The sequence below is a fragment of the Streptomyces sp. CNH189 genome, from assembly GCF_000527195.1.
Window position 1 is genome coordinate 230,545 of the sequence record NZ_AZUS01000008.1, and the last position, 22,383, is coordinate 252,927.

The window sequence follows — 22,383 nt, forward strand, 5'->3', positions numbered from 1 at the left end:
CCGGTGCACCCGGGGCCCGCGGGGTCTCCCGCTGCGGGCGCGGAGCAGCCGCCCACCCCGGCGTACTCCTCGGGCGGTACGCCGGGTGCCGCCGGCCGTACGACGACCGGACCCCCCTCCCGGGGCGAGTCTCGAAGTGTCGCCGAGCGGCGACGGGACACCGCACCCGAGGAGTTGAACGATCATGGAGACGCTGGCGCACTTCGGTGACGGCGGGCCCGGCCCGTGGATCCTCCTGTTCCCCCTGTTCTGGGCCCTGGTCATCGGGCTGGGCGTCACCCTGCTGCGCCGCACGGGGTGGCGCGGCCGGCGCGGACCGCACGGGCCCGCCGCACGGGGGGACTCGCCCGTGGCCGTCCTCGGCCGCCGCTTCGCCTCCGGCGAGATCGACGAGGACGAGTACTGGCGCCGCCTGTCCGTGCTGGAGGAGCAGTTCGGCCGCCGGGACTGAGCCGGACACGGCCACGGCCACCCGTGGACGGACCGCCGCCCGTGGCGGAGCACCGGCGGTCCGGCGCGGTGCCGCAGGCCAATGTGATGTGGATCACCCCGGTCCGCTGTGACGGTTGAGAGGGGCGGCGCGCTGCACGGAGTGAGGCGTCCCGTGGGGCCATCGAGCCCCCTGTGACCGCCACAGCTTCCGTCGGCCCGTCCGGGCCGCTTCATCGGGGTGGGGAATCCTTTGAGCCGCAGTACGCGACGCCGTCGTGCCGTGTCGCACGCCTACAGACCGCTGAGTTTGAAACGCCGGGCGTGGCTGACGCTCGGCGCCGTGGTCCTCGGGGGAGGGGGCGTGGTCACCTACGCCACGGCCAGCCCTTCCGACGGACCCGGGGCCGCCGGGCAGGAACGGAGGCCGGTCGAGGTCTACGACCTGGCCCTGCAGGGCTCCGCTGCCGGCGAGCGCAAGCTGCCGCGCACCGGGACGGAGCAGTTCTCCCTCGTCGGAGTCTCCTGGACGGGGGCGCTCAAGCCGCTGGAGGGCACCGCGCAGGTGCGTACCCGCAGCCTGGAGACCGGCGCCTGGGGGGCCTGGCACGACCTGGAGCTGGACGCGGCCCCGCCGGAGAAGCCGGAGGCCGGCATGCGCGGGGCGTCCCACCCGCTGTGGGTCGGACCCTCCGACGGTGTGGAGGCCCGGGTCGCCCACGAGGACGGCACGACCGCGGCCCTGCCCAAGGGCCTCGAGGTCAACCTCGTCGACCCGGGTGTGGTGACCAAGGCCGAGACACGGATGAGCGCGCCCGAGCCGGCCGCGTTCGTCGCCGACGAGAGCCCGTCCCCGTCCCCGTCCACGTCCCCGTCGCCGTCGCCGTCGCCGTCGCCGGAGCCCACCGCGCCGCCGTCCACCGTGCCCCAGCCGCCGGTCACCTCGCGTGCCGGCTGGGGCGCCGACGAGTCGAAGAGCCCCGACCCGTCGGAGTACAACGCCGACGTCAAGGCGGTGTTCGTCCACCACACCGACGGCGCCAACGACTACGACTGCGCGGAGTCGGCCTCCCTCGTGCGCGGCATCTACGCGTACCACACGGAGGTCAACGAGTGGAACGACGTCGGTTACAACTTCCTCGTCGACAAGTGCGGGACGGTCTTCGAGGGCCGCAAGGGTGGCATCGACCGGCCCGTGCTGGGCGCCCACACCTACGGCTTCAACCGTGAGTCGGCGGGCATCGCGGTGCTCGGCGAGTACGGCTCCACCGCCGCCTCGGACGCGGCCCTGGCCGCCGTCGCCCGCGTGTCGGCCTGGAAGCTCGGCCAGTACGGCGCCGACCCGTCCGGCAGCGTCCAGCTCACCGCCGGCGCGACGCAGAAGAACTACTTCGGCACCAGCTTCACGTCGGGCACGGCGTACACGTTCAAGCGCGTCTCCGCCCACCGCGACGGATTCAACACCCAGTGCCCGGGCGACGCCCTGTACGCGCAGCTGCCGACCGTCCGCGCCTGGGCGGCGGGTCCGGTCGCCGGCCTGAGGATCGTGTCCCTCACCGACGCCGCAGCGAAGGGTTCCACGTACTACACCAAGGGCACTCCCGTCGTGCGCTGGTCGGCCACCACACCGGCCGCGCTGATCAAGCGGTACGACGTGCTCGTCGACGGCCAGGCCGTCGCGGCCACCTCGGGCGCCGGTTACGCCAAGCGGCTCGCCCTGGCCGCCGGCACCCACACCGTGACCGTGCGCGCGACCCACCAGTCAGGCACGACGACGACCACGGCCCCGCTGACCGTGGTGGCGGAGACGACCGCGCCGACGTTCACCGGCCCGCCCACGCTCGACCTGCGCACCGGCACCGTGAACACCGGCTCCGCCCCGGTCACCCTGCGCTGGAAGGCGGCCGACGACCAGGCCCTGCGCCAGGTGCAGCTGCTGTCCCCGGCGACCGCCACCTTCAGTGCCGCCGCCTACCTCTCCAACCGCACGGCGAAGCCGGGCGTGGCGGCCGCCTGGTCGATGCGGGCGTCGGACTACGCCGGCAACCACCGCGACACCTCCGCGACCTACACCCCGGTGAGCCTGCGGGAGAGCGCGGCGGCCAGGACGGGCAGCTGGAGCGCGCGCACCTCCTCCAGCTACCTCGGTGGCGCGTCGTACTCCAGCGCGTCCAAGGGCGCGAGCCTGACGTGGACGTTCACCGGCCGCTCGGCGGCCTGGGTGGTGTCCCGGGCGTCGAATTCGGGCCAGGCGTACGTGTACGTCGACGGCGTGAAGGCCGCCACCGTCGACCTGAGGTCGACGACCACGCTCTACCGCCAGGCGATCTGGACGAAGTCGTGGTCGGCCAACGCCAGGCACACCGTCAAGATCGTGGTGGTGGGCACCAGCGGCCGGCCCACCGTCACCACGGACGGACTCGTCTACATCAGGTAGCGGTCCGTCGCGCGCCGCCGCTCCGGCCGCGGCACCCTGCGGACCACGGGGCCGCGGGGTGCCGCGCTCCGGCGCGGCGCTGCTGCCTCACCGCCCGGTCAGCCAGGAACGGCGGACCGGGCGGGAGCGGGTCCGGCCCGTCGGACGTCGGAGACGTGGTCGACGAGCGCGACCTCCGTGAACCGGGGCTCGGCCGGTTCGGCGGCGGTGTGTACCGGGCGCCGGTCCCAGGCCACCGGGGCGGTCGCCGCGGACGTCGGCAGTGTGAACCACACGACCTTGCCGGACTCGCCGTCCGGCAGCACGCCCCAGCTCTCGCTCATGGCGGCCACCATCGCCAGACCGCGCCCGCACGTGGCGAGCGGTCCGGCGTTCGCGACGACCGGCAGCCGCGGATCGTGGTCGTGCACCGACACCTTCAGCCGGTCGAGCAGCAGTTCCATCTCGACGGTGCATGTCTTGTCGGGCTGTGCGTGCCGGTGGACGTTGGACAAGAGCTCTGTCACACCGAGCGAGGCCCGGTCTATCAGAGGGTCCATATGCCAGTAGCGCAATTGCGCAGATACGATTCTGCGGACCTGGCCGATCCGCGACGGCAGGGCTTGGAGCTCCACCGTGCAGTTCCTGCTCGGGTGACTGATCACGGCTGCGACTCCCCGACGTGAGGTCCGGAAGAACACGGAGTACGGATCCAGCAGGGCGCCTGCGTGACGCTGCCGCCTGCTGTCGTGGCCGGCGGGCTGGTTCGCAGCGTTATCGCCGGTAAACCCAGAGTGACGTGAGACCAGCGTGACGCAGGGGGTGGGGTGGCGCAACTCGCGGACATCTCAGGCGCCGCGCCCGGCCGCCCGGCGGACGGCCTCGATGAAACGCCGGGCCGCCGGCGGCCCCGGCTGCCCGGGTGCCGGGTCGTGGTCCCCGAGGGTGAGCAGGTACCGGTGACCGTTGAGGTCGGCCAGCGCCCGGTCGTCGGGCGCGAACCAGGGCCGCGTCGCCCGTACGGCCTGCACCGGCGCGCTGTCGATCTCGGTGCCGTAGCTGGTGAGCAACTGCAGCCGCCCGTCGCTGATCCGGACCTGTCCGGCCCGGGTGAGCGAACGCAGCCGCCGGCCGATCCGCACGCCCGTGGCCGTGAACTCCGGCTCCGCCATGCCCCGCCCCCTCTGTGCGCGTCGGTGTGCCGGACCGCGCTCCGCGGGCCGGCCGCTGTCCGGAACCGGTGTGCCCTTGCTCCCGCCGGTGCAGTCTGCCCGTCCCCGCCGCCGAGCACCAGTGCCCGTGCCCCCGGCGCCCGGGGCGCGGGGGGCGCTCACGCCAATGCGCCCCCGCTCCCTCGCGCCCCCGGCCCCAGGGGTGCCTTTGGGGCCCTCAAAGATGTGTTTATGCAGGTGAGAGGCGGTGCCGAGGGTGCTTATGATCGGTGTGTCGGCCGCGCGGGACGCCGTCGGCGCTCAGTGTAAGGAGCCCTGTCGTGAGCACTCCCCAACAGACCCTGACCGGCGCCACCCTCGACGTCGACCGCAGCGACCACGCCTACCGGGCCTGGCTGAAAGAGGCCGTGCGCCGGGTGCAGGCCGACGCCAACCGCTCCGCCGACACCCATCTGCTGCTCTTCCCGCTGCCGGAGGAGTGGGGCATCGACCTCTACCTGAAGGACGAGTCGACCCACCCCACGGGCAGCCTCAAGCACCGGCTGGCCCGCTCGCTGTTCCTGTACGGCCTGTGCAACGGCTGGATCCGGCCGGGGCGCCCCGTGATCGAGGCGTCCAGCGGCTCGACGGCCGTGTCCGAGGCGTACTTCGCGAAGCTGATCGGCGTGCCCTTCATCGCCGTCATGCCCCGCACGACGAGCGCCGAGAAGTGCCGCCTGATCGAGTTCCACGGCGGCCGGTGCCACTTCGTGGACGACCCCCGCACGATGTACGAGGCGTCCGCCGCCCTGGCGGCGGAGACCGGGGGTCACTACATGGACCAGTTCACCTACGCGGAACGGGCCACGGACTGGCGGGGCAACAACAACATCGCCGAGTCGATCTTCCGTCAGCTGCGCAGGGAGCGGTTCCCGCAGCCGGAGTGGATCGTGGCCACCGCCGGGACCGGCGGCACCTCGGCGACCCTCGCCCGCTACGTCCACTACATGCAGTACGACACCCGCGTCTGCGTCGCCGACCCGGAGAACTCCTGCTTCTTCACGGGCTGGACGACCGGTGACCCGGACGTCTCCTGCGACAGCGCCTCCCGCATCGAGGGCATCGGACGTCCGCGGATGGAACCCAGCTTCGTGCCCGGCGCGATCGACCGGATGATGAAGGTGCCCGACGCGGCCGCCGTCGCCGCCGTACGGGCCCTTGAGCGGGTCATCGGCCGCAAGGCGGGCGGCTCCACCGGCACCGGGCTGTGGAGCGCGCTGAAGATCGTGGCGGAGATGGTGGAGCAGGGCACGCGCGGCAGCGTGGTCACGCTGTTGTGCGACCCGGGCGACCGCTACCTGGACAAGTACTACTCCGACGCCTGGCTGGCCCAGCAGGGCCTGGACGTGGCGCCGTACTCGGCCGCGATCGACTCCCTGCTGCGCACCGGCGTCTGGCCCGACGGGCTATCCCGCGAGCCGGCGGTCCAGTGAGGTCATGGCGTCACGGAAACCCACCGCGAGACCCGGGCGGGACGCCTTGAGCGCCAGCCGGAACGGCGCGCTCCCGTCGACCGCCATCGTCCAGCGCACCCGTGTGCCCGTGCCGGAGGGCCGCAGCCGCCACTCCTCGACCATGGCGCGCGCGCCCGGCACGTTGGTCACGTCGACGCGGTAGGCGTACACCTCGGGCTCCTCGGCCACCAGAATCGTCTCGCGGAAGCGGGCCGCGCCCAGCAGGCGGAGCTCGCGGCCCGCGCCGCCCTCCAGCGGACGGCACAGGGTCACCGCGCGGAACCACGCGGTCCAGCCGGTGACGTCCCGGGCCAGCGCGTCGAAGACCGTCTCCGGGGCCGCGGTGACGTCCCGCTCGAAGACCAGACGCACGGGTGCCGTGCCGGCGAACTCGAGCCCCTCGGGGCGCAGACGGTGGGCCATCGACTCAACTCCCTGGACACACAGCGGGCTTGGGTGGAAGCGGAAGGGGGTGGTGTCCCGGTCAGGCGTCGGCGGCCTCCGCCGTCCCCGGCTCCTCGGACTCGCCCGCCACCACCAGCTGTCGCAGATGCTCGGACACCTCCGCGCGCGCGCCGGGGGGCAGTCCCGGGTCCGTGACGAGGGTGTCGACCTGTTCCAGGGTGGCGAACGAAATCAGGCCCACGGTGCCCCACTTGGTGTGGTCGGCGACCACGACCACCCGCCGGGCCGACTGCACGAGCCGCCGGTTGGTCTCGGCCTCCGCCAGGTTCGGCGTCGACAGTCCCGCCTCCACCGATATCCCGTGCACCCCGAGGAACAACAGGTCGAAGTGGAGCGCCGCGATCGCCTGGTCGGCCACCGGACCCACCAGCGAGTCGGACGGGGTGCGCACCCCGCCCGTCAGGACGACCGTGGCCGCCCCCGGCCGGCTGCCCGAGGTGCGCTGCGCCGCGTGGAAGACGTCCGCCACCCGCACCGAGTTGGTGACCACCGTGAGATCGGGGACGTCGGTCAGCCGGTGCGCCAGCGCGAACGTCGTCGTACCGCCCGACAGGGCGATCGCCGCGCCCGGGGGGACCAGTTCGGCCGCCGCGCGCGCGATGTCCTCCTTGGCGGTCAGCTCCAGGCCGGACTTGGCCTCGAAGCCGGGCTCGTGCGTGCTGGCCTCGACCACCGGGACCGCACCGCCGTGCACCTTCTCCAGAACGCCCTGCCGGGCCAGCGCGTCGAGGTCGCGGCGGACCGTCATGTCCGACACGCCGAGCCTGCGGGTCAGCTCGTTGACCCGGACCCCGCCCCGCCGCCGGACCTCGTCGAGGATCAGGGTGCGCCGCTGCTCCGCGAGCAGGTTCTGATTCTCGCTCACGTACGCTCCGGTCCTTTCGCCGCACAGCCGTCCGACACACGCCCGCACGTGCACGGCGTCGGGCGGCATCGTCCCGGCACCGGTGCGCGGACGTCCCATCCTCGCATGCCGTGCCACGGGCGGCGCCACCGGTGGCTCGTCATGTACATGGCACTGTTGGACACCCCGTGGTGCGTGCCTGTCACACGGATCGGGGAGATTACGTGACGAGGGCTGTGCGTCGTCAGGACACGCGAGATCCTGTCGCGCACGGACGGAGCCGACGGAGCGTCACGGGGGAAGTGCGACACGGTGGAGAACACGCAGCAGCGCAGACCGGCCGAGGACGGCGCACGCCCCGACGACGGGCCCCCCGGGTCCGGGGCCGCCCTGGAACTCCTGGTCCACGGGGTGGGCGGCACCACCCCGGAGCAGATGCTCGACGACCCGCACACGGTCCGCGTCACCGGCGACGACGTCGCCGCCGTGTTCCGCCGCGCCGACGACGCCGAGGCGGAACGCGACCCCGCCGCCCGCCGTGAGGAACCCGTCCCCGAGGCCTACGTCTGGTGCAACCTCACCTCCGGCAACGGCACCCGCGCCCTGTGGCTGCTGCTCCTGCCCTTCATGGTGGTCAACCTCGCCCACTGGATGCGGCCCAGCGCCCGAGGCCGTCGCCGCACGGTCCGGCTGTACGGACTGCTGGTGCGGCTGGCCGGCCTCAGCCTCACCGTGCTGCTCGTCGCCGCCGCCTGCGAGGTCGCCCTCGACCTGACCGCCTGGCAGTGCGCGGGCACGCCCGCGTGCGCCGCCGGGCACTCCTGGCTCGGCTTCCTCACGCCCGGCCCGGACGGCGGCTGGTGGAGCGCGCCGGGCCGGCGGCTCGCCCTCGCCGCCCTGGTGCCCGCCGCCCTCACCGGCCTGCTGTGGTTCCTGTCCCTGCGCACCTGGAGCGCGTACGAGTCGCAGCAGCCGATGAGCGCGGACCCCGGGCCCGAGGAGGACACCGGCCCGACCGCGCTGCGCCGGCCCGGCTTCTGGTACGGCCGCCGCCTGGTCGCCCGGCTGCGCGCCGCGCACACCGCCGCCGCGCTGCTGACGGTCGCCGCCGCCGTCGGCTCCGCCGCCGCCCGCCACGACCGCGAGCCGGGCGGCCCGGCGGCCCTCGCCGTGCTGGGCGTGCTGCTGGAGGCGGCTCTGACGGCCGGGGCGTGCGCGGTGGTGTGGGTGGTCTGCCGGCGCGGGCGCACCGAACGCCGGCTCGACGGCGAGGCGGACCGCCTGCTCGTGCGGTGGCTGCCCCTCGCCGCCCTCGTCCTGCTCGCGCTCACCGCCCTGTACGCCGGCTGGGAGCGCCCCGGCTGGGAGTCGTCGGGCAGACTGCCGGGCAACGTCACCTTCGGCGCCCTCACCCTGGCGCAGGGCCTGCTGGTGATCGTCCTCGCCGGCGTCGCCCACGCCCTGCACCGCACCGACCCCGACCGGCGCGCCGCGCTGCGGGGCCTGGCCGGGCCCGCGGTCGCCATGCTCGCCTGCGCGCTCGGCGGAGTGATGTCCGGCGGGGTCTCGCAGCGGGTGTCCGACTGGCTCGACGGCACCCGGGCCTCGCTGCCCGGACCGCCGGTCCTGCTCACCTGGCAGGCGTCCGTCATCCCCCCGCTGCTCGTCCTGCTCCTCGTCATGTGCGGCTGGCTCGCCCGGCGTGCCTGGCGCCTCGCGCGGGCCGAACAGGCCGCCGTGGAGCGGGAGTACTCCCAGGAGACCGGCGACCCCGGCCGCACCCGCCGTATCGCGTCGGTGCGCGCCATGGCCGCCCTCACCGACCGGGGACCGCGTATCCTCGCCGTCACCTCCGCCGCCACCCTGCTGCTGGGCGCCGGCGCCCTCGTCGGCGGGCTGGCCACCGGGCGGACCCCGGGCGACGCGGCGCAGGGGACGCACCCCGTCCTGCACGGCGCCGCGCAGACCGCGCAGGCCCTCGGCTCCTGGCTGATCGGCCTCGGCTTCGTCCTGCTCGTCACCTGGGGCCGCCGCGCCTACAAGGACGCCTCCGCCCGGCGCACCATAGGGATCCTGTGGGACGTCGGCACCTTCTGGCCGCGCGCCGCGCACCCCTTCGCGCCGCCCTGCTACGCCGAGCGCGCGGTGCCCGACCTGACCTGGCGCATCGCCACCTGGACCCGGGCCACCGGCGGCCGGCTGGTGCTCTCCGGGCACTCCCAGGGCAGCGTGCTCGCCGCCGCCGCGGCCTGGCAGCTGCCGCAGTCCGCCCGCCGGCGCGTCGCCCTGCTCACCTACGGGTCCCCGCTGGAGCGGCTGTACGGCCGCTGGTTCCCCGCGCACTTCGGCCCGGACGCGCTGAGTTCCCTGCACCGGGAGGTCGTCTGCTGGCGCAACCTGTACCGGCGCACCGACCCCATCGGCGGCCCGGTACGGCTGCCCGGGGACGTCGGACCCGACGTGGACCGACCTCCGCTGCGGGACCCCCTCGCCTACGGCCGTACCGCGGAACACCCGCTGCCCGCGCCGATACTCGGCCACTCCGACTACCAGGCCGACCCGGCGTTCGCGGAGGAACGCCGACTCCTGCTCGCCCGGCTGCGGCCCGAGGTGCCGGCCCCCCGGCAGACAGGTGAGCCCGGGCCGGCGGCCTAGGGAGCCGCGCTCGGGGAAGCACGGGCCGGCGGCCTGGGGAGCCGCGCTCAGGGGAGCACGGGCAGGTCCTCCGCGTACAGCAGCGTCAGGTCGTCGGTGGTGGGCTCGTCGAGCTGGGCGACCCGGCTCGCGTGCCGCTCGACCATGGCCTCGAAGGTCTGCCGCGCGGTGCGGCCGTTGCCGAACGCGGGGCCCTTGGGGATGTCGGTGAAGTACGTGAGCAGGGCCTCGGCGGCACCGGGCGCCAGCCGGTACTCGTGCTCCTCGGCCTGCTGCTCCACGATCCGCAGCAGCTCCTCGGGGCCGTAGTCGCCGAACGTGATCGTCCGCGAGAAACGGGACGCCACCCCCGGGTTGACCGACAGGAAGCGCTCCATCTCGGCCGTGTAACCGGCCACGATGACCACCACCGCGTCCCGCTGGTCCTCCATCAGCTTCACCAGCGTGTCGATGGCCTCCTTGCCGAAGTCGCGGCCCGCGTCCTCCGGCGAGAGCGCGTACGCCTCGTCGATGAACAGCACCCCGCCGCGCGCCTTCTCGAACGCCTCCTGGGTGCGGATCGCCGTCGAGCCGATGTGCTCGCCGACCAGGTCCACCCGCGACACCTCGACCAGGTGGCCCTGCTCCAGCACCCCGAGCGAGGCGAGGATCTCGCCGTACAGCCGCGCCACGGTGGTCTTGCCGGTGCCGGGGGAGCCGGTGAACACCAGATGCCGCTTGACGGAGGCCGCCTTGAGTCCCGCCTGCTGACGGCGCCGGCCCACCTCGATCATGTCGGTGAGGGCCCGCACCTCGCGCTTGACGCTGTCCAGCCCCACCAGGGCGTCCAATTCACCGAGGACGTCCTTGGAGGTGCGCGCCGGACGCTCCGGGGCCTCGGCGGCGGCTTGGACGGGGACCGTGCCGACCTGGGCGGGAACCGTACCCAGCAGCCCCGTACTGTGGCCCGTCGTCTGCACCGCCGGCTCGGGCGCCGAGGGCTCGGCCCGCAGGCTGCCGGACTCGTCGCTCGTGCAGTCCTCGACGACCGGGCCGCCCGAGCCGGACGTCCCGTCGGTGCCCTCGGCGAACTCGTAACCCCCGCGCACGCAGCGCTCCGTACGGCACTTGCGCAGCGTGGTGCGGCTGCCGTCGATCACGTGGAAGCCGTAGCCGCCGCTGCCCGTCACCTTGCAGATCTCGAAGGTGCCCCGGCCGCCCGCCGAGACGTAGACGCCCGCCTCGGCGGCGGAGTCGACGGTGCAGCGCTCGACGGTCGGGTCGGCGCCCTTGGTGACGATCACGCCGGTCTGGGTGCCGTCCACGGAGCAGTTGCTGAGGGTGCCGCCGCTGCCGTGGTCACGGAACCAGGCGCCCGTCGCCGCGTCCCGGATGCGGCAGTCGTCGAGCTGGGCGGTGGCGCCGTCGCTCACCGACACCGCCGTGTTGCGCACCTGCGAGAGGTCGCTGTCGACGACGTCCGCGCGCGAGCCGCGGTCGAGCACGAAGAGGGCGTCCGGCACGTCGTGCACCCGGCAGGAGTCCAGGACGGCGGTGGCGCCGTCGCTCACCCACACCGCCGGGTAGTCGCCGGTGCTGTCGAAGATCTCGCACTGGTTGGCGTCCACCCGCGTGCCCGGGTCCCACACCGACAGGCCGTTGCGGCCGAACTGCCGGACCGTGGTGCGGGTCAGCGTGAGCACCGAACGGGACCGCAGGTCGACCGCGTTCTCCGGGATGTCGTGGATGCGGCAGTCGGCCAGCGTCAGTACGGCGTCCGTGTCGAGCGTGATGCCGTCCCCGGTGGTGCGGTGCACGTCGCAGTCGGTGAGGTGCGCGGTGGCGCGGCCGGTCACCTGGACGCCGCTGCCCCGCACCTCGTACACCTCGCACCCCACGGCCTCCAGCGCCGAGTTCTCCCCGGTCGCGGTGAGCCCGGAACCGGAGGCGTGGTGCACCCGGCAGCGCTCCAGGCGCGGGTGCCCGCCGCCGCGCACGGCGACGCCCGCCTGACCGGCGGCGACCACCTCGCACTCCTCGAACACCCCGCCCCCGCCGTCCAGTACGGCGATGCCGACGCCCGCCGGGTTGTCGACCGTGCACCGGCGCACCGTGGGCCGGGCGGCGCCGCGCACCTCGATCCCGGCGGCGGAGCGGCTGACCACGCGGATGTCCCGCAGTTCAGGGGTGCCGTCCTCCACCAGCACGGCCGGAGCGGTCGCGTCCTGACCCTCCACGTGCAGGTCCTGCACCACCGCGGAGGCGCGCACCGTGAGCGGCACCCCGTCCGCCGGGGCGATGCGCACCGAGCCGGGCGACCCCTCGGGCCCGCGCAGGGTCACCGCCCGCTGCACGACGAGGTTCTCCCGGTAGGTGCCGGGAGCGACGGTGAGGACGTCACCCTCGGCCGCGGCCTCCAGGGCGGCGGCGAGCGATGGGTACTCACCCGTGCGGCGCCGCCACCTCGATGTGCCGGTGTGCGTCACCTGGACCGTGCCCTGTGCCATGGTGTTGCCGTGCCCCCACCTCGTCGTACCTGTGGCTCGTACCCGCCCGAGTCGCTGCCGATCGGTTCGGCCGGACCACCGTAGCGTGCGCGGGGGCGGCGAGTTGACCAGAGCCGGAACGCCGTCAGCTGTCGGCGCCCGCCCTGCCCCAGTCGGGACCCACCCTGCCCCACTCCCGGCCCCAGCGGGTGTACCGGCGGTGCAGCATGCGACGGACCGTCAGGCGGCGGGCGCCCTCGAAGAGTCCGGCGGCCAGCAGCGTCGCACCGGCCCCGGCCAGCACCGCGTGCGCCGTCGCGGTGCCCGCGTCCAGCGGACGGGCGACCCGGTCCCCGCGCCCGTCGGTCCATATCCGGAACCGGTCGCCGGGCTCGGGATCCGCGAGCCGCGCCTGCACGGGCTCGCGCCGGTCGGTGCCATCCGGAGCGGTCCAGCGGGCCAGGACGCGTCTGCCCGCGTCGCCGCCCACCAACTCCGGGTCGGCGGCCGGCGCGAGCCGCTCGAGCTCGCGCACCACGGTGGCCGTCACCAGGTGCCGGGACTGCTGCTGGGCGCGGACGGACCGCTGCAGCGAACTGTGCGCCGCGCTCCCGGAGAGAACGCCGATCAGCGGCGCGGCCAGGGTGACGAGCAGCAGCGCGGTGAGCGCCAGCCACGCCTCCGCGAGATCGGTGCCGCGCCGCAGCGGGTTGTGCCGCCAGCGCCACAGTCCGCTGATCGCACGCACCGTCCGCACCCCCTGCCCGGTTCTCCCACCGACCCCTCACGAGAGCCAACGCGCCGGGCCCGGCACCGGTTCCCGCTCCGGGCGGTGCCGGCTGCCGCCGGTCCGTCAGGCCACGGCCTCCAGTGGGTCGCCGACGCGGAGGGTGCCGGTGGCCAGCGGCACCAGGTTCTGGCCGAACAGGAGCCTGCCGTCGGCGGACCGGTGCCGGGCCAGGGTGTGCAGGGGTTCGCGTCCGCGCCCGGCGGTGTCCTGGTCGGTGGTGGTGACCACGCACCGCCCGCAGGGCTTGGCGACCCGGAAGGGGACGTCGCCGATCGTGACGCGTGTCCAGTGGTCCTCCGCCCAGGGCTCGGTCCCCTCGATCACCACATTGGGCCGGAAGCGGCTCATCGGAAGTGGGCCCTCGTCCGCGTGCTCGCCCCGCGCGATCAGGGAGTTGAGGTGGTCCAGGGAAGCGGTCGTGGTGAGGAGCAGCGGATAGCCGTCGGCGAGGGAGACCGTCTCGCCCGGCAGCGCGTACGCCGGGTCCACCGGCCGGCGCACGGCCGGGTCGTCGAGGTGCACCAGGCGCACGCCGACGCCCAGGTGGTCGCTGCACCAGGCGTGCACCGCCGCGTCCTCGGCCGGGACGACCTCCACCTTGTCGCCGAAGAGGTCCGCCGGGACCCTCGCGCCGGACGCCGGGACGGGAACCGTGACGGGCTCCCGGCCGGGCGCGGACAGCACGACGCCGCCGCCGGGCAGGGGCTCGGCGGCGGCGAGGGCCAGGCGTGGGTGACGGCGCTGTGTGACGACCTTTCCCCCGTCGTCGATCAGCATCCAGCGCCGGTCACCGGCCGGACCCCAGCGCTCCACGAGGACCTCCCGGAGCGGCAGGCTCCGGAAGGCCTTGACCGGATGAATGTGAATCGAGCGCACTCGAGCGTTCCGCATGGGGCCATCGTGCCATCAGGCACCGACGGCCCCGGTCGCTCAGTACCCCCGGTACTGCGGGTGCTGGTTGCCGTAGGGGTCCTGGTACGGCGCGGGCGCCGGACGCGGGGCCGCGGGGCGCATCGCCTCGTATCCGGCGGGCTGCGGCTGGCGCGGCGGTTGCGGCTGGGGGCCGGGATACCCGCGCGGCGCGGTGGCCTGCTGCGGGATGTACGCCGTGTGCGCCTGCTGGAGAGGGGCGGGCTGCGGCGCCTGGGGGTAGCCGTAGGACGGCTGGGACGGTGCCGCCGGGAGGGCCGGCAACGCCGAGGGAAGCGCGGGCAGATGACTGGCCGGAGCCTCGTACGCGGCGGGGACCCGGATCGGGGCGATCTGCGGGGTGCCCCGCTCGGCCACGAGCGAGTCGTAGATCGGAGTGTCCGGGAAGGCAGCGGAGGAGTAGCCGCCGCCATACATGGAGCGGGGGGAGGTCATGGCACATAAGTTAAGCCCACGATGTGCTGGTTGGGGAGACCGATAAGAGGGTTGTTTTCCGCGCCCTGCGTGACTGGCGATCCCCAATCCGAGCGAACTTGGGGAAAACGGGCTTCTTGCCGCGTGATTTTCATGTAAAGGCCGAGTTCCTGGGGCGTTACCGGCGGTTGCGGGGGTGCTTCTTCCCTCTCGGGCGTGGGCGCCCCGGGCCCGGGGGAATAGGTTGGGCGGACGAACACCGACGGATGCCGGGACCTGGCCCGGTGCGCGGCGACCTGTGATGGGGGCGGGACATGTCAATGCCGAAGGGATCGAACACGCCGGTGCCGGCCACGGCACTGCGGGTGGCCGTGGGCTGGCGCTCCGGCCCCGGAGTCCCGGACGCGGACGTCTCGGCACTGCTGCTCGCCGGCGGCAAGGTCCGCTCCGACGCCGACTTCGTCTTCTACAACCAGCCCGCCCACGCCTCCGGCGCCGTGCGGCACGAGGGCAAGCGGCAGGCCGGGGGAGAGGTCACCGACACCCTCCTCGTCGACCTCACGCGCGTGGAGCCCGGCATCGAGACCGTCATCCTGGCCGCCTCCAGCGACGGCGGCTCCTTCGGACAGGTCCCCGGTCTGTACATCGAGGTGAAGGACGCCGCGAACGGCACCCAGGCGGCCCGCTTCGACCCCGCCGGCGCCACGACCGAGACGGCGTTCGTGCTCGGCGAGTTCTACCGGCGCCAGGGCGACTGGAAGTTCCGCGCCGTCGGCCAGGGCTACAGCAGCGGACTCGAGGGACTGGCCACCGACTACGGCATCACCGTCGACGAACCGCAGCACGCCGCCCCGCCCGTCACGCCCCAGGCCCCGCCGGTCACCGCGCACCGGCCGCCGACGGCCCCGTCCGTCGCGCCCCCGGTCACCGTGCCGCAGCCCCCGCCCCCGCCGGCCGCGCCGGTCCGGCTGACGAAGGTGACGCTCACCAAGGCGGCCCCCTCCGTGTCGCTGACCAAGCAGGGCGGCACCTCGGGCGCCCTGCACGTCAACCTCAACTGGGAGGTGCGCAAGCAGTTCTCCGGCTGGGCCGGCAAGCTGGGCCGCCCGGTCGCCATGCACTCCGACCTCGACCTCGACCTGTGCGCCCTGTGGGAACTCACCGACGGCAGGAAGGGCGTCGTCCAGGCCCTCGGCAACGCCTTCGGCTCGCTGCACCAGCCGCCGTTCCTCCACCTCGACGGCGACGACCGCACCGGTGCCGTGGCGAGCGGCGAGAACCTCACCGTCAACCTCGACCAGAGGCACCTGCTCCGGCGCATCCTCGTCTTCGTCACCATCTACGAGGGCGCCCGCTCCTTCGCCGACCTGCACGCGACGGTCACCCTCCGGCCGCAGCACGGCGCGCCCATCGACTTCTCCCTCGACGAGTGCACCGTCCCTTCCACGGTGTGCGCGCTCGCACTCATCACCAACACCGGGGGCGGCGAACTGGTCGTCCAGCGCGAGGCCCGCTACCTCGTCCCGGAGCGGGGCGTGAGCCCGCAGCGCACCGTCGACCACGCCTACGGCTGGGGCATGAACTGGACCCCCGGCCGCAAATGACGGCCCATCAGGCCTCTTCGGCGGCGGCCCCCGGGCGGGCGTAGGTGCGGCCCTTCCAGGCGGCACCACGCCCCCGGCGATGCTGCACCGCCGAGTCCACCGTCATCAGCAGATAGAGGAACGCGGTCACCGGCAGCAGCGGCGCGAGCCACAGCGGCTGCCGGTAGTACCGCAGCATCGGTACGTACGTCCCCGCCATCACCAGCCAGGCCGCCGCCCCCAGCAGCGCGCACGGCAGGTTCCCCGTCACCGCTCCGGCGGCCACCGCGACGGGCGGAACCAGGTACACCACCGCCAGACCGGCGACCGTACCCGCCAGCAGCGCCGGGTTGTGCCGCAGCTGGGCGTACGCGCTGCGCGACACCATGCGCCACAGGTCGGCCAGCCGCGGATAGGGACGCACACTGTCCACCCCGTCCGCCAGCCCCAGCCAGACGCGTCCGCCGCTCCGCTTCACCGCGCGGGCCACCGCCACGTCGTCGATCACGGCGTGCCGCACCGCGTCCGGGATCCGCGCCCGCTCGGCGGCCTCGGCGCGCAGCAGCACACAGCCGCCGGCGGCCGCCGCCGTCCGGCTGCCCGGCCCGGCGATCCTGCGGAACGGATACAACTGCGCGAAGAAGTAGACGAAGGCCGGTACGACCAGCCGCTCCCACAGGCTCTCCACCCGCAGCCGCGCCATCTGCGACACGATGTCGAAGCCGCCGGTCCGGGCGGCCGCCACCAGCCTGCGCAGACTGTCCGGGGCGTGGGCGATGTCCGCGTCCGTCAGCAGCAGGTACTCCGGCCCCCGCGCCCGGGCCAGGGCCATCCCGTGCCGCACGGCCCACAGCTTGCCGGTCCAGCCGGCCGGCGGCTCACCGGGGGAGCCGACGGTGAGCGGCAGACCTCCGTGCCGCTCCGCGAGTTCCCGCGCGAGCCGCGCGGTGCCGTCGGTGCTGCCGTCGTCGACCAGGAAGATCTCGGCCCGGCCCGGATAGTCCTGGGCGAGCAGCGACGGCAGGCTCACCGGCAGCACCGCCGCCTCGTCCCGCGCGGGTACGACCACGCACACGTCCGGCCACACGCCGGGGTCGCGCGACGGCGGAAGCCGCACGTCCGTACGCCAGAACCACCCCTGGAGAAGCAGCAGCCACAACCAGGCGGCGAGTGATACGGCGGCACTCCACACGATGGCGCTCACGCCCGCAGTCTGCCCCACGGCACGGCCCCGCAGCGGCTCATCGTCTATCGTGGCCGGGTGAAGATCGCGCTCATGGACTCCGGAATCGGACTGCTGGCGGCCACCGCAGCGGTACGGCGACTGCGCCCCGACGCCGATCTGGTGCTCTCCCTCGACCCCGACGGCATGCCGTGGGGACCCAGGACCCCCTTGGACCTCACCCGGCGCGCCCTGTCCGTCGCCGAGGCCGCCGCCGTGCACCGGCCGGACGCGCTGATCGTCGGCTGCAACACCGCCACCGTGCACGCCCTCACCGCCCTGCGCGCCCGCCACGAGCCGGACCTGCCGGTCATCGGCACCGTCCCGGCCATCAAGCCGGCCGCGGCCGGCGGCGGACCGCTCGCCATCTGGGCCACGCCCGCCACCACCGGCAGCCCCTACCAGCGTGACCTGATCAAGAGGTTCGCCGACGGGGTGACCGTGACCGAGGTGCCCTGCTGGGGACTGGCCGAGGCCGTGGAGCGGGCGGACGACACGGCGGTCGACGCCGCCGTCGCCGCGGCCGCCGAGCTCACCCCCGACGACGTGACCACCGTCGTCCTCGGCTGCACCCACTACGAACTGGTCGCCGACCGCATCCGCGCCGCCGTTCAGCGCCCCGGGCGCCCGCCGCTCGCCCTGCACGGCTCCGCCGGCGCGGTCGCCGCCCAGGCCCTGCGGCGGCTCGGCGAGCACCCCGCCCCCGACGCGCCCGCCACCGGCGGCCTGACCGTGCTGCTCAGCGGGCGTCCGGGCAGCCTGCCCGCCCCCGCCCTCACCTACCCCGAGGGCGGACTGCTCCGGCCGGTCGTCCCCGCCCGGACGGCTCAGTGACGCTGTGCGACGCGGTAGCCGCGGAGCGGATTCTGAGTAACCTCGAAGCATGAGGGACCACCGCCCCGGCGAGCACGGCCCGCACTCCGAGGTCTGGACCGGTCGCGCCACCGCCCGCTTCCAGTGGCTGCTGGCGCTGATCGGCGCCGCCTGCATGGCGCTCGGTATCGCGCTGGCCGTCGACTCCGCGTGGACGTCCGGGGTCGCGCCGCTCGCCATGGCCGTCGTCGGCTGCATCGCGGCCGGACTCCTGGTGCTGTTCGGCACCCTCGCCTTCGTGCACGTCGCGCTGCGGGTCGACCAGGACCACCTCGAGGTGCGCTGCGGCCACATCGGTGTACCGCGCCGCCGCATCCCGCTGTCCCACGTCGCCGGGGCCGACTTCGCCCCGCACGTCACACCCCGGCACTGGGGCGGCTGGGGGTACAGGTGGCGGCCCGAGAAGGGCACGGCGGTCGTCGTACGGCGCGGTGAGGGCGTGGTGCTGCGGCTGTCCGACGGCCACACCTTCACGGTGACGGTGGACGACGCGGAGGCCGCCGTCACCGTCATCCGCGACCGCCTCCGCCTGGGACGCGCCGGCACGAAGCTGTGAGGGGTCGCGGGCTCGCGCTCCGACGAACGGGCGGGGCCCTGTGCGCGGGGCGGCGCGGGCCTCGGGGCCGATGACTCGGCGGTCCCTCGCTGAGGCGGCGGTCCGCGGCGGCGGTCTGTCGGCTGGTCACGGCGTCTCGCCGGCGCCTCGCCGTCGCCGCGTGTCCGTCACGGGCCGCCCGTCGCGCCGTGCCGATCGCCGGTGCGGGGACCCGCCGGCTCGGTCCCGGCGTGCCGAGTCACGGGGAGCGGTTGTCGGGCTGGAGCGGTCACCTGGTCGCGCGGTCGTCCGGTGGAGCGGTCACCTGGTCGGCCGGTCGTCGGGTGAGGAGCGGTCACCGGTCGCCTGGGCGCCGGGGACGGCGGCACCGGCTGACTGCGTCGCCTTCGGCCCAGGGCCTGTCGTTCGGATCAGTCCGGCCCTGGCGACGGGGCTGTCCGGCCGACCCGAGCAGGGCGTGGTGCGTGCAGCTGCAAGGCGGAGGAGGGCGACGACGCGGAGCGTCGGCAACCGACGACAACGCCGCAGATGCGCGTGCCACGCCGCGCGACACCGGAATGATCCGAACGTCAGGCACCAGGTCCGTGACTCAGGTGCGGCGGGTCGGTTCGTCCGTGAAGGGGCGGGACGTGGCGAGGCCCGCCAGGAACCCGCCGCCGGCCGTCACCGCCGTGAAGCTCAGGGCGTTGCCCACCGTGGCGACGAGCGCCAGCGCGGTCAGGGCCGTACCCGCCGTCAGCACCACCGGCGTCGAGCGCGGGCTGCGCCACAGCGCGTACAGCAGCCAGCCGAACGCCAGCGCCGCGAGCAGCACCCCGACGACGCCCTGCTCCGCCGCCAGCTGCAGCGGGGCGGAGTGCGGCTTGCCGTCGGACAACGGTGACCCGACCGACGTCGTGCTCAGCTCCCCGAAGCGCCCCGGCCCTACGCCCAGGCCCGCGTGCGTCCGTACGAGGTCGAGCGCGTCGTGCCACAGCGCCACCCGGTGCGGGGTGAGCCGGCCCTCCAACGACGCGGCGAACCCCTCCGGCACCGCGTCACCGGCGACGGCCCAGGTCAGCCCGACCGCGCCGGCCGCCGTCAGGCCCAGCACGGCGAGGGCCGCGCCGCGGTGCCGTACGCGGCCGGCGGCCAGGGAACACACCAGGAGCAGCGCGGCCGCCACGCACCCCGCGGCCGACCCCAGCACCGCCGCCGTCACCGCGACGCCCGCGGCGAGCAGCCGCAGCGCGATCCGCGGCGCCGTCGCCGACGCCGCCCAGGCCGCGCAGCAGGCGGCGCCCGCCGACAGGATCACCATGGCGGTCGTCGCCCCGGCGTGCCCGAGAGGAGTGGTGATCTGCGGGCCCGGCGCCAGGTGGGGCACCCACGCCACGAGGGCTGTCCCGGCGAGCGCGCCCGCGCAGGGGGCGGCCACCGGCAGCAGTGCCCCGCCGATGCGGCCCGCCGCGTACCCCGCCGCCACGGCCAGCACCGCGAGCAGCATGCCCTCGGGACGGCCGTCCCGGGCCGCCGCGGTGATCAGCGGCCAGGCCGCGCACGCGCCCAGCACCACCATGCCCGCCGCGTCCGGACCGGTCCGTCTCTCGCCGTCCGCGTCCGGACCGGCGGACGCCATGTCTGTGGAACCCACCCCGCACCCCGCCCCACCTCGTCGCCCCCGAGCTGACGGGCCCCGTCCGACGGCCCCGCGTCGGGCCCCACGGACAAGGCACCGGCACACGGTAACGGCTGGTGGCCCTTTTGGGGACGTGTGGTGACGACTCAGCGGAAACGTTGTCGCGCTCGTCCACGGCACGGGCCCTCGCGGTGTTCCACCCGCCCCGGGCCCGTACGACCGCGCTGTCCGGCCCCAGGTCACGCGCCGTAGACTCCCGGAGTGACCGTCACCGCAACCTCCGTCGGCGCGTCGGACCCCATGCCGCCGCAGACCACGCCCTCGGCCTGGCAGAAGTGGCGCGCGCGCCTCCTCCCGGCCGGCGCCGCAGCGCTCGCGGGCCTCCTCCTCTATGTCAGCTTCCCGCCGCGCACCCTGTGGTGGCTGGCCCTGCCCGCCTTCGCCGTCCTCGGTGGGGTGCTGCGCGGCCGGAGCTGGAAGGCGGGACTGGGCCTCGGCTACCTCTTCGGGCTCGGCTTCCTGCTGCCGCTGCTGGTGTGGACCGGTGTGGAGGTCGGTCCCGGCCCGTGGATCGCGCTCGTGGTGATCGAGGCGGTGTTCGTCGCGCTGGTCGGCGCCGGGATCACCGTCGTGTCCCGGCTGCCGGGCTGGCCGGTGTGGGCGGCTGCGCTGTGGATCGCCGGCGAGGCGGCACGCGCGCGCGTGCCGTTCAGCGGCTTCCCTTGGGGCAAGATCGCGTTCGGGCAGGCGGACGGAGTGTTCCTGCCGCTCGCCGCGCTCGGCGGCACCCCGGTCCTCGGCTTCGCCGTCGTGCTGTGCGGCTTCGGTCTGTACGAGCTGGTGCGGCTCACCCTGCGGGCGCGGCACACCGGGACATGGCACCGGGCCGCGGCGGTCGCCGGTGTGCTGAGCGTCGCCGCGCCGGTGGCCGGCGCGTTCGCGGCGCGGACGCTGGTGAGCGACACGGCCGAGAACGGCACGGTGACGGTCGCCGTCATCCAGGGCAACGTGCCCCGCCTCGGGCTCGACTTCAACTCCCAGCGCCGGGCCGTCCTCGACTACCACGCGCGCGAGACGGAGCGGCTGGCCGCCGAGGTCGCCGCCGGCCGCGCCGAGCGCCCCGACATCGTGCTGTGGCCGGAGAACTCCTCCGACATCGACCCCTTCGCCAACGCCGACGCCCGCGAGGTCGTCGACCGCGCCGCCAAGGCCGTCGGCGCGCCCATCTCGGTCGGCGCGGTGGTCTCCCGGGACGGCGAACTGCTCAACGAGCAGGTTCTCTGGGACCCGGCGAAGGGCCCCGTCGACACCTACGACAAACGGCAGATCCAGCCGTTCGGCGAGTACCTGCCGCTGCGCTCCCTGGTGGGCGCGATCAACGAGACCTGGACCTCCATGGTCCGCCAGGACTTCAGCCGCGGCTCCGAGCCCGGCGTGTTCGACATGGGCGGCGCCGGCGTCGGCCTGGTCACCTGCTACGAGGCCGCCTTCGACTGGGCCGTCCGCGACACGGTCACCGCCGGCGCCCAGCTGATCTCCGTGCCGAGCAACAACGCCACCTTCGGGCGCAGCGAGATGACCTACCAGCAGCTCGCCATGTCCCGGGTCCGCGCCGTGGAGCACAGCCGCACCGTCACCGTGCCGGTGACCAGCGGCGTCAGCGCGATCATCATGCCGGACGGCACGGTCACGCGGAAGACCGGCATGTTCGTCGCCGACTCCCTCGTGCAGGAGGTGCCGCTGCGCACCTCGCAGACCCCCGCGACCCGCCTCGGCGCGCTCCCGGAGGCGGTCCTGGTCCTCGTCGCGGCGGGCGGCCTCGGCTGGGGCGTCGCCGCGCGGCTGCGCGCCCGGCGGACCGGCGAACAGTAGCCCCGGACGCCCTCCGGCGTGCCCGGGAGCGTCCGCGCACGCCGGTTAGGGTCGGGACATGGCTACTCCTGACTTCATCCGCACCCTGCGCGCCTCGGCCGGACACCAACTGCTGTGGCTGCCCGGCGTCACGGCCCTCGTCTTCGACGACGAGGGCCGCGTGCTGCTCAACCGCAGGGCGGACACCCGCAAGTGGTCGGTGATCGGCGGCATGCCCGACCCGGGGGAGCAGCCCGCGGCCTGCGCGGTGCGGGAGGTCGAGGAGGAGACCGCGGTGCGCTGCGTGGTCGAGCGGGTCGTGCTGATCCAGGCCGTGGAACCCGTGACGTACGGCAACGGCGACATCTGTCAGTTCATGGACATCACCTTCCGCTGCCGTGCCGTCGGCGGTCAGGCGCGGGTCAACGACGACGAGTCGCTGGACGTCGGCTGGTTCGACGTGGACGCGCTGCCCGAGCTGAACGAGTTCGGCAGCTTCCGCATCAAGCAGGCCCTCTCCGACGCACCCACGTGGTTCGACCCCTCCTCCACATGGCTCGACCCCACTGGAAACCGCTGAACTGTGGGGTGTGACCACATGGGTCGA

The 22,383-nt window shown here is 74.5% G+C and carries 19 protein-coding genes; 9 read left to right on the forward strand and 10 right to left on the reverse strand.

Annotated features, from left to right (window positions below; translation table 11 throughout):
- The first annotated feature begins 184 nt into the window (after window positions 1-184).
- Window positions 185-451: an SHOCT domain-containing protein gene (locus tag B100_RS0113920; RefSeq protein WP_024885057.1), complete on the forward strand. Its 267-nt coding sequence runs from the start codon at window positions 185-187 to the stop codon at window positions 449-451.
- 288 nt (window positions 452-739) lie between these two features.
- Window positions 740-2,866 carry a peptidoglycan recognition protein family protein gene (locus B100_RS0113925; RefSeq protein ID WP_024885058.1) on the forward strand — a complete coding sequence of 709 codons (2,127 nt, stop codon included), beginning with the start codon at window positions 740-742 and terminating at the stop codon, window positions 2,864-2,866.
- A gap of 98 nt (window positions 2,867-2,964) precedes the next feature.
- On the opposite strand, the gene B100_RS0113930 is transcribed toward B100_RS0113925, so the two are convergent.
- Window positions 2,965-3,510, reverse strand: coding sequence for an ATP-binding protein (locus B100_RS0113930; protein ID WP_199785243.1), 546 nt, complete (start codon window positions 3,508-3,510; stop codon window positions 2,965-2,967).
- 183 nt (window positions 3,511-3,693) lie between these two features.
- Entirely contained in the window at window positions 3,694-4,017 is a 324-nt protein-coding gene (locus B100_RS0113935; RefSeq protein ID WP_024885060.1) for a hypothetical protein, read from the reverse strand.
- Between the two features lie 320 nt (window positions 4,018-4,337).
- Here B100_RS0113935 and B100_RS0113940 point away from each other — a divergent pair, with 320 nt between their 5' ends.
- Window positions 4,338-5,489, forward strand: a complete 1,152-nt coding sequence (locus tag B100_RS0113940) for a PLP-dependent cysteine synthase family protein (protein ID WP_024885061.1) — start codon at window positions 4,338-4,340, stop codon at window positions 5,487-5,489.
- Here the strand turns inward: B100_RS0113940 and B100_RS0113945 are convergent.
- On the reverse strand, window positions 5,463-5,933 hold the full coding sequence (locus B100_RS0113945; protein WP_024885062.1) for an SRPBCC family protein: 471 nt from the start codon (window positions 5,931-5,933) through the stop codon (window positions 5,463-5,465). The two genes, B100_RS0113940 and B100_RS0113945, sit on opposite strands and share 27 nt — an antisense overlap.
- A gap of 61 nt (window positions 5,934-5,994) precedes the next feature.
- Window positions 5,995-6,840 carry a DeoR/GlpR family DNA-binding transcription regulator gene (locus tag B100_RS0113950; RefSeq protein ID WP_024885063.1) on the reverse strand — a complete coding sequence of 282 codons (846 nt, stop codon included), beginning with the start codon at window positions 6,838-6,840 and terminating at the stop codon, window positions 5,995-5,997.
- Window positions 6,841-7,131: 291 nt separating this feature from the next.
- On the opposite strand from B100_RS0113950, the gene B100_RS0113955 reads away from it, so the two are divergent.
- Window positions 7,132-9,474, forward strand: a complete 2,343-nt coding sequence (locus B100_RS0113955; protein ID WP_024885064.1) for a hypothetical protein — start codon at window positions 7,132-7,134, stop codon at window positions 9,472-9,474.
- 47 nt (window positions 9,475-9,521) lie between these two features.
- On the opposite strand, the gene B100_RS0113960 is transcribed toward B100_RS0113955, so the two are convergent.
- The 4 genes from B100_RS0113960 to B100_RS0113975 all read right to left on the reverse strand — a co-directional run bounded on the left by B100_RS0113960 (window position 9,522) and on the right by B100_RS0113975 (window position 14,094).
- On the reverse strand, window positions 9,522-11,960 hold the full coding sequence (locus B100_RS0113960; RefSeq protein WP_024885065.1) for a right-handed parallel beta-helix repeat-containing protein: 2,439 nt from the start codon (window positions 11,958-11,960) through the stop codon (window positions 9,522-9,524).
- Between the two features lie 124 nt (window positions 11,961-12,084).
- Window positions 12,085-12,687: an Rv1733c family protein gene (locus B100_RS0113965; RefSeq protein WP_024885066.1), complete on the reverse strand. Its 603-nt coding sequence runs from the start codon at window positions 12,685-12,687 to the stop codon at window positions 12,085-12,087.
- 105 nt (window positions 12,688-12,792) lie between these two features.
- Complete coding sequence (locus B100_RS0113970; RefSeq protein WP_024885067.1) at window positions 12,793-13,620, reverse strand: MOSC N-terminal beta barrel domain-containing protein; 828 nt, start codon at window positions 13,618-13,620, stop codon at window positions 12,793-12,795.
- Window positions 13,621-13,659: 39 nt separating this feature from the next.
- On the reverse strand, window positions 13,660-14,094 hold the full coding sequence (locus B100_RS0113975; RefSeq protein WP_024885068.1) for a DUF6643 family protein: 435 nt from the start codon (window positions 14,092-14,094) through the stop codon (window positions 13,660-13,662).
- Between the two features lie 299 nt (window positions 14,095-14,393).
- On the opposite strand from B100_RS0113975, the gene B100_RS0113980 reads away from it, so the two are divergent.
- Window positions 14,394-15,677 (forward strand): TerD domain-containing protein, encoded by a 1,284-nt coding sequence (locus tag B100_RS0113980; protein WP_024885069.1) that lies wholly within the window; start codon window positions 14,394-14,396, stop codon window positions 15,675-15,677.
- Window positions 15,678-15,684: 7 nt separating this feature from the next.
- Here the strand turns inward: B100_RS0113980 and B100_RS0113985 are convergent, their stop codons facing one another.
- On the reverse strand, window positions 15,685-16,878 hold the full coding sequence (locus tag B100_RS0113985) for a glycosyltransferase (protein WP_024885070.1): 1,194 nt from the start codon (window positions 16,876-16,878) through the stop codon (window positions 15,685-15,687).
- A gap of 39 nt (window positions 16,879-16,917) precedes the next feature.
- On the opposite strand from B100_RS0113985, the gene B100_RS0113990 reads away from it, so the two are divergent.
- Both B100_RS0113990 and B100_RS0113995 read left to right on the forward strand, forming a co-directional pair.
- Complete coding sequence (locus B100_RS0113990) at window positions 16,918-17,712, forward strand: aspartate/glutamate racemase family protein (protein WP_024885071.1); 795 nt, start codon at window positions 16,918-16,920, stop codon at window positions 17,710-17,712.
- A 49-nt stretch (window positions 17,713-17,761) separates the two neighbouring features.
- Window positions 17,762-18,307 (forward strand): hypothetical protein, encoded by a 546-nt coding sequence (locus B100_RS0113995; RefSeq protein WP_024885072.1) that lies wholly within the window; start codon window positions 17,762-17,764, stop codon window positions 18,305-18,307.
- Window positions 18,308-18,896: 589 nt separating this feature from the next.
- Here the strand turns inward: B100_RS0113995 and B100_RS0114000 are convergent.
- Window positions 18,897-19,925 (reverse strand): O-antigen ligase family protein, encoded by a 1,029-nt coding sequence (locus tag B100_RS0114000; RefSeq protein WP_486585639.1) that lies wholly within the window; start codon window positions 19,923-19,925, stop codon window positions 18,897-18,899.
- A gap of 261 nt (window positions 19,926-20,186) precedes the next feature.
- Here B100_RS0114000 and lnt point away from each other — a divergent pair, with 261 nt between their 5' ends.
- On the forward strand, window positions 20,187-21,797 hold the full coding sequence (lnt, locus tag B100_RS0114005; RefSeq protein ID WP_024885074.1) for an apolipoprotein N-acyltransferase: 1,611 nt from the start codon (window positions 20,187-20,189) through the stop codon (window positions 21,795-21,797).
- Between the two features lie 58 nt (window positions 21,798-21,855).
- The gene (locus tag B100_RS0114010) at window positions 21,856-22,356 is read left to right on the forward strand and encodes an NUDIX hydrolase (protein ID WP_024885075.1); all 501 of its coding nucleotides are present in this window, start codon (window positions 21,856-21,858) and stop codon (window positions 22,354-22,356) included.
- Window positions 22,357-22,383 lie beyond the last annotated feature (27 nt).

What these genes read in the sequence shown, in the direction of transcription:
- B100_RS0113960 (WP_024885065.1), bottom strand. Translation starts at nt 11,960, where the DNA reads ATGGCACAGGGCACGGTCCAGGTGACGCACACCGGCACATCGAGGTGG.
- B100_RS0113945 (WP_024885062.1), bottom strand. Translation starts at nt 5,933, where the DNA reads ATGGCCCACCGTCTGCGCCCCGAGGGGCTCGAGTTCGCCGGCACGGCA.
- B100_RS0114010 (WP_024885075.1), top strand. Translation starts at nt 21,856, where the DNA reads ATGGCTACTCCTGACTTCATCCGCACCCTGCGCGCCTCGGCCGGACAC.
- B100_RS0113935 (WP_024885060.1), bottom strand. Translation starts at nt 4,017, where the DNA reads ATGGCGGAGCCGGAGTTCACGGCCACGGGCGTGCGGATCGGCCGGCGG.
- B100_RS0113975 (WP_024885068.1), bottom strand. Translation starts at nt 14,094, where the DNA reads ATGACCTCCCCCCGCTCCATGTATGGCGGCGGCTACTCCTCCGCTGCC.
- B100_RS0113970 (WP_024885067.1), bottom strand. Translation starts at nt 13,620, where the DNA reads ATGCGGAACGCTCGAGTGCGCTCGATTCACATTCATCCGGTCAAGGCC.
- B100_RS0114000 (WP_486585639.1), bottom strand. Translation starts at nt 19,925, where the DNA reads ATGGCGTCCGCCGGTCCGGACGCGGACGGCGAGAGACGGACCGGTCCG.
- B100_RS0113920 (WP_024885057.1), top strand. Translation starts at nt 185, where the DNA reads ATGGAGACGCTGGCGCACTTCGGTGACGGCGGGCCCGGCCCGTGGATC.
- B100_RS0113980 (WP_024885069.1), top strand. Translation starts at nt 14,394, where the DNA reads ATGCCGAAGGGATCGAACACGCCGGTGCCGGCCACGGCACTGCGGGTG.
- B100_RS0113995 (WP_024885072.1), top strand. Translation starts at nt 17,762, where the DNA reads ATGAGGGACCACCGCCCCGGCGAGCACGGCCCGCACTCCGAGGTCTGG.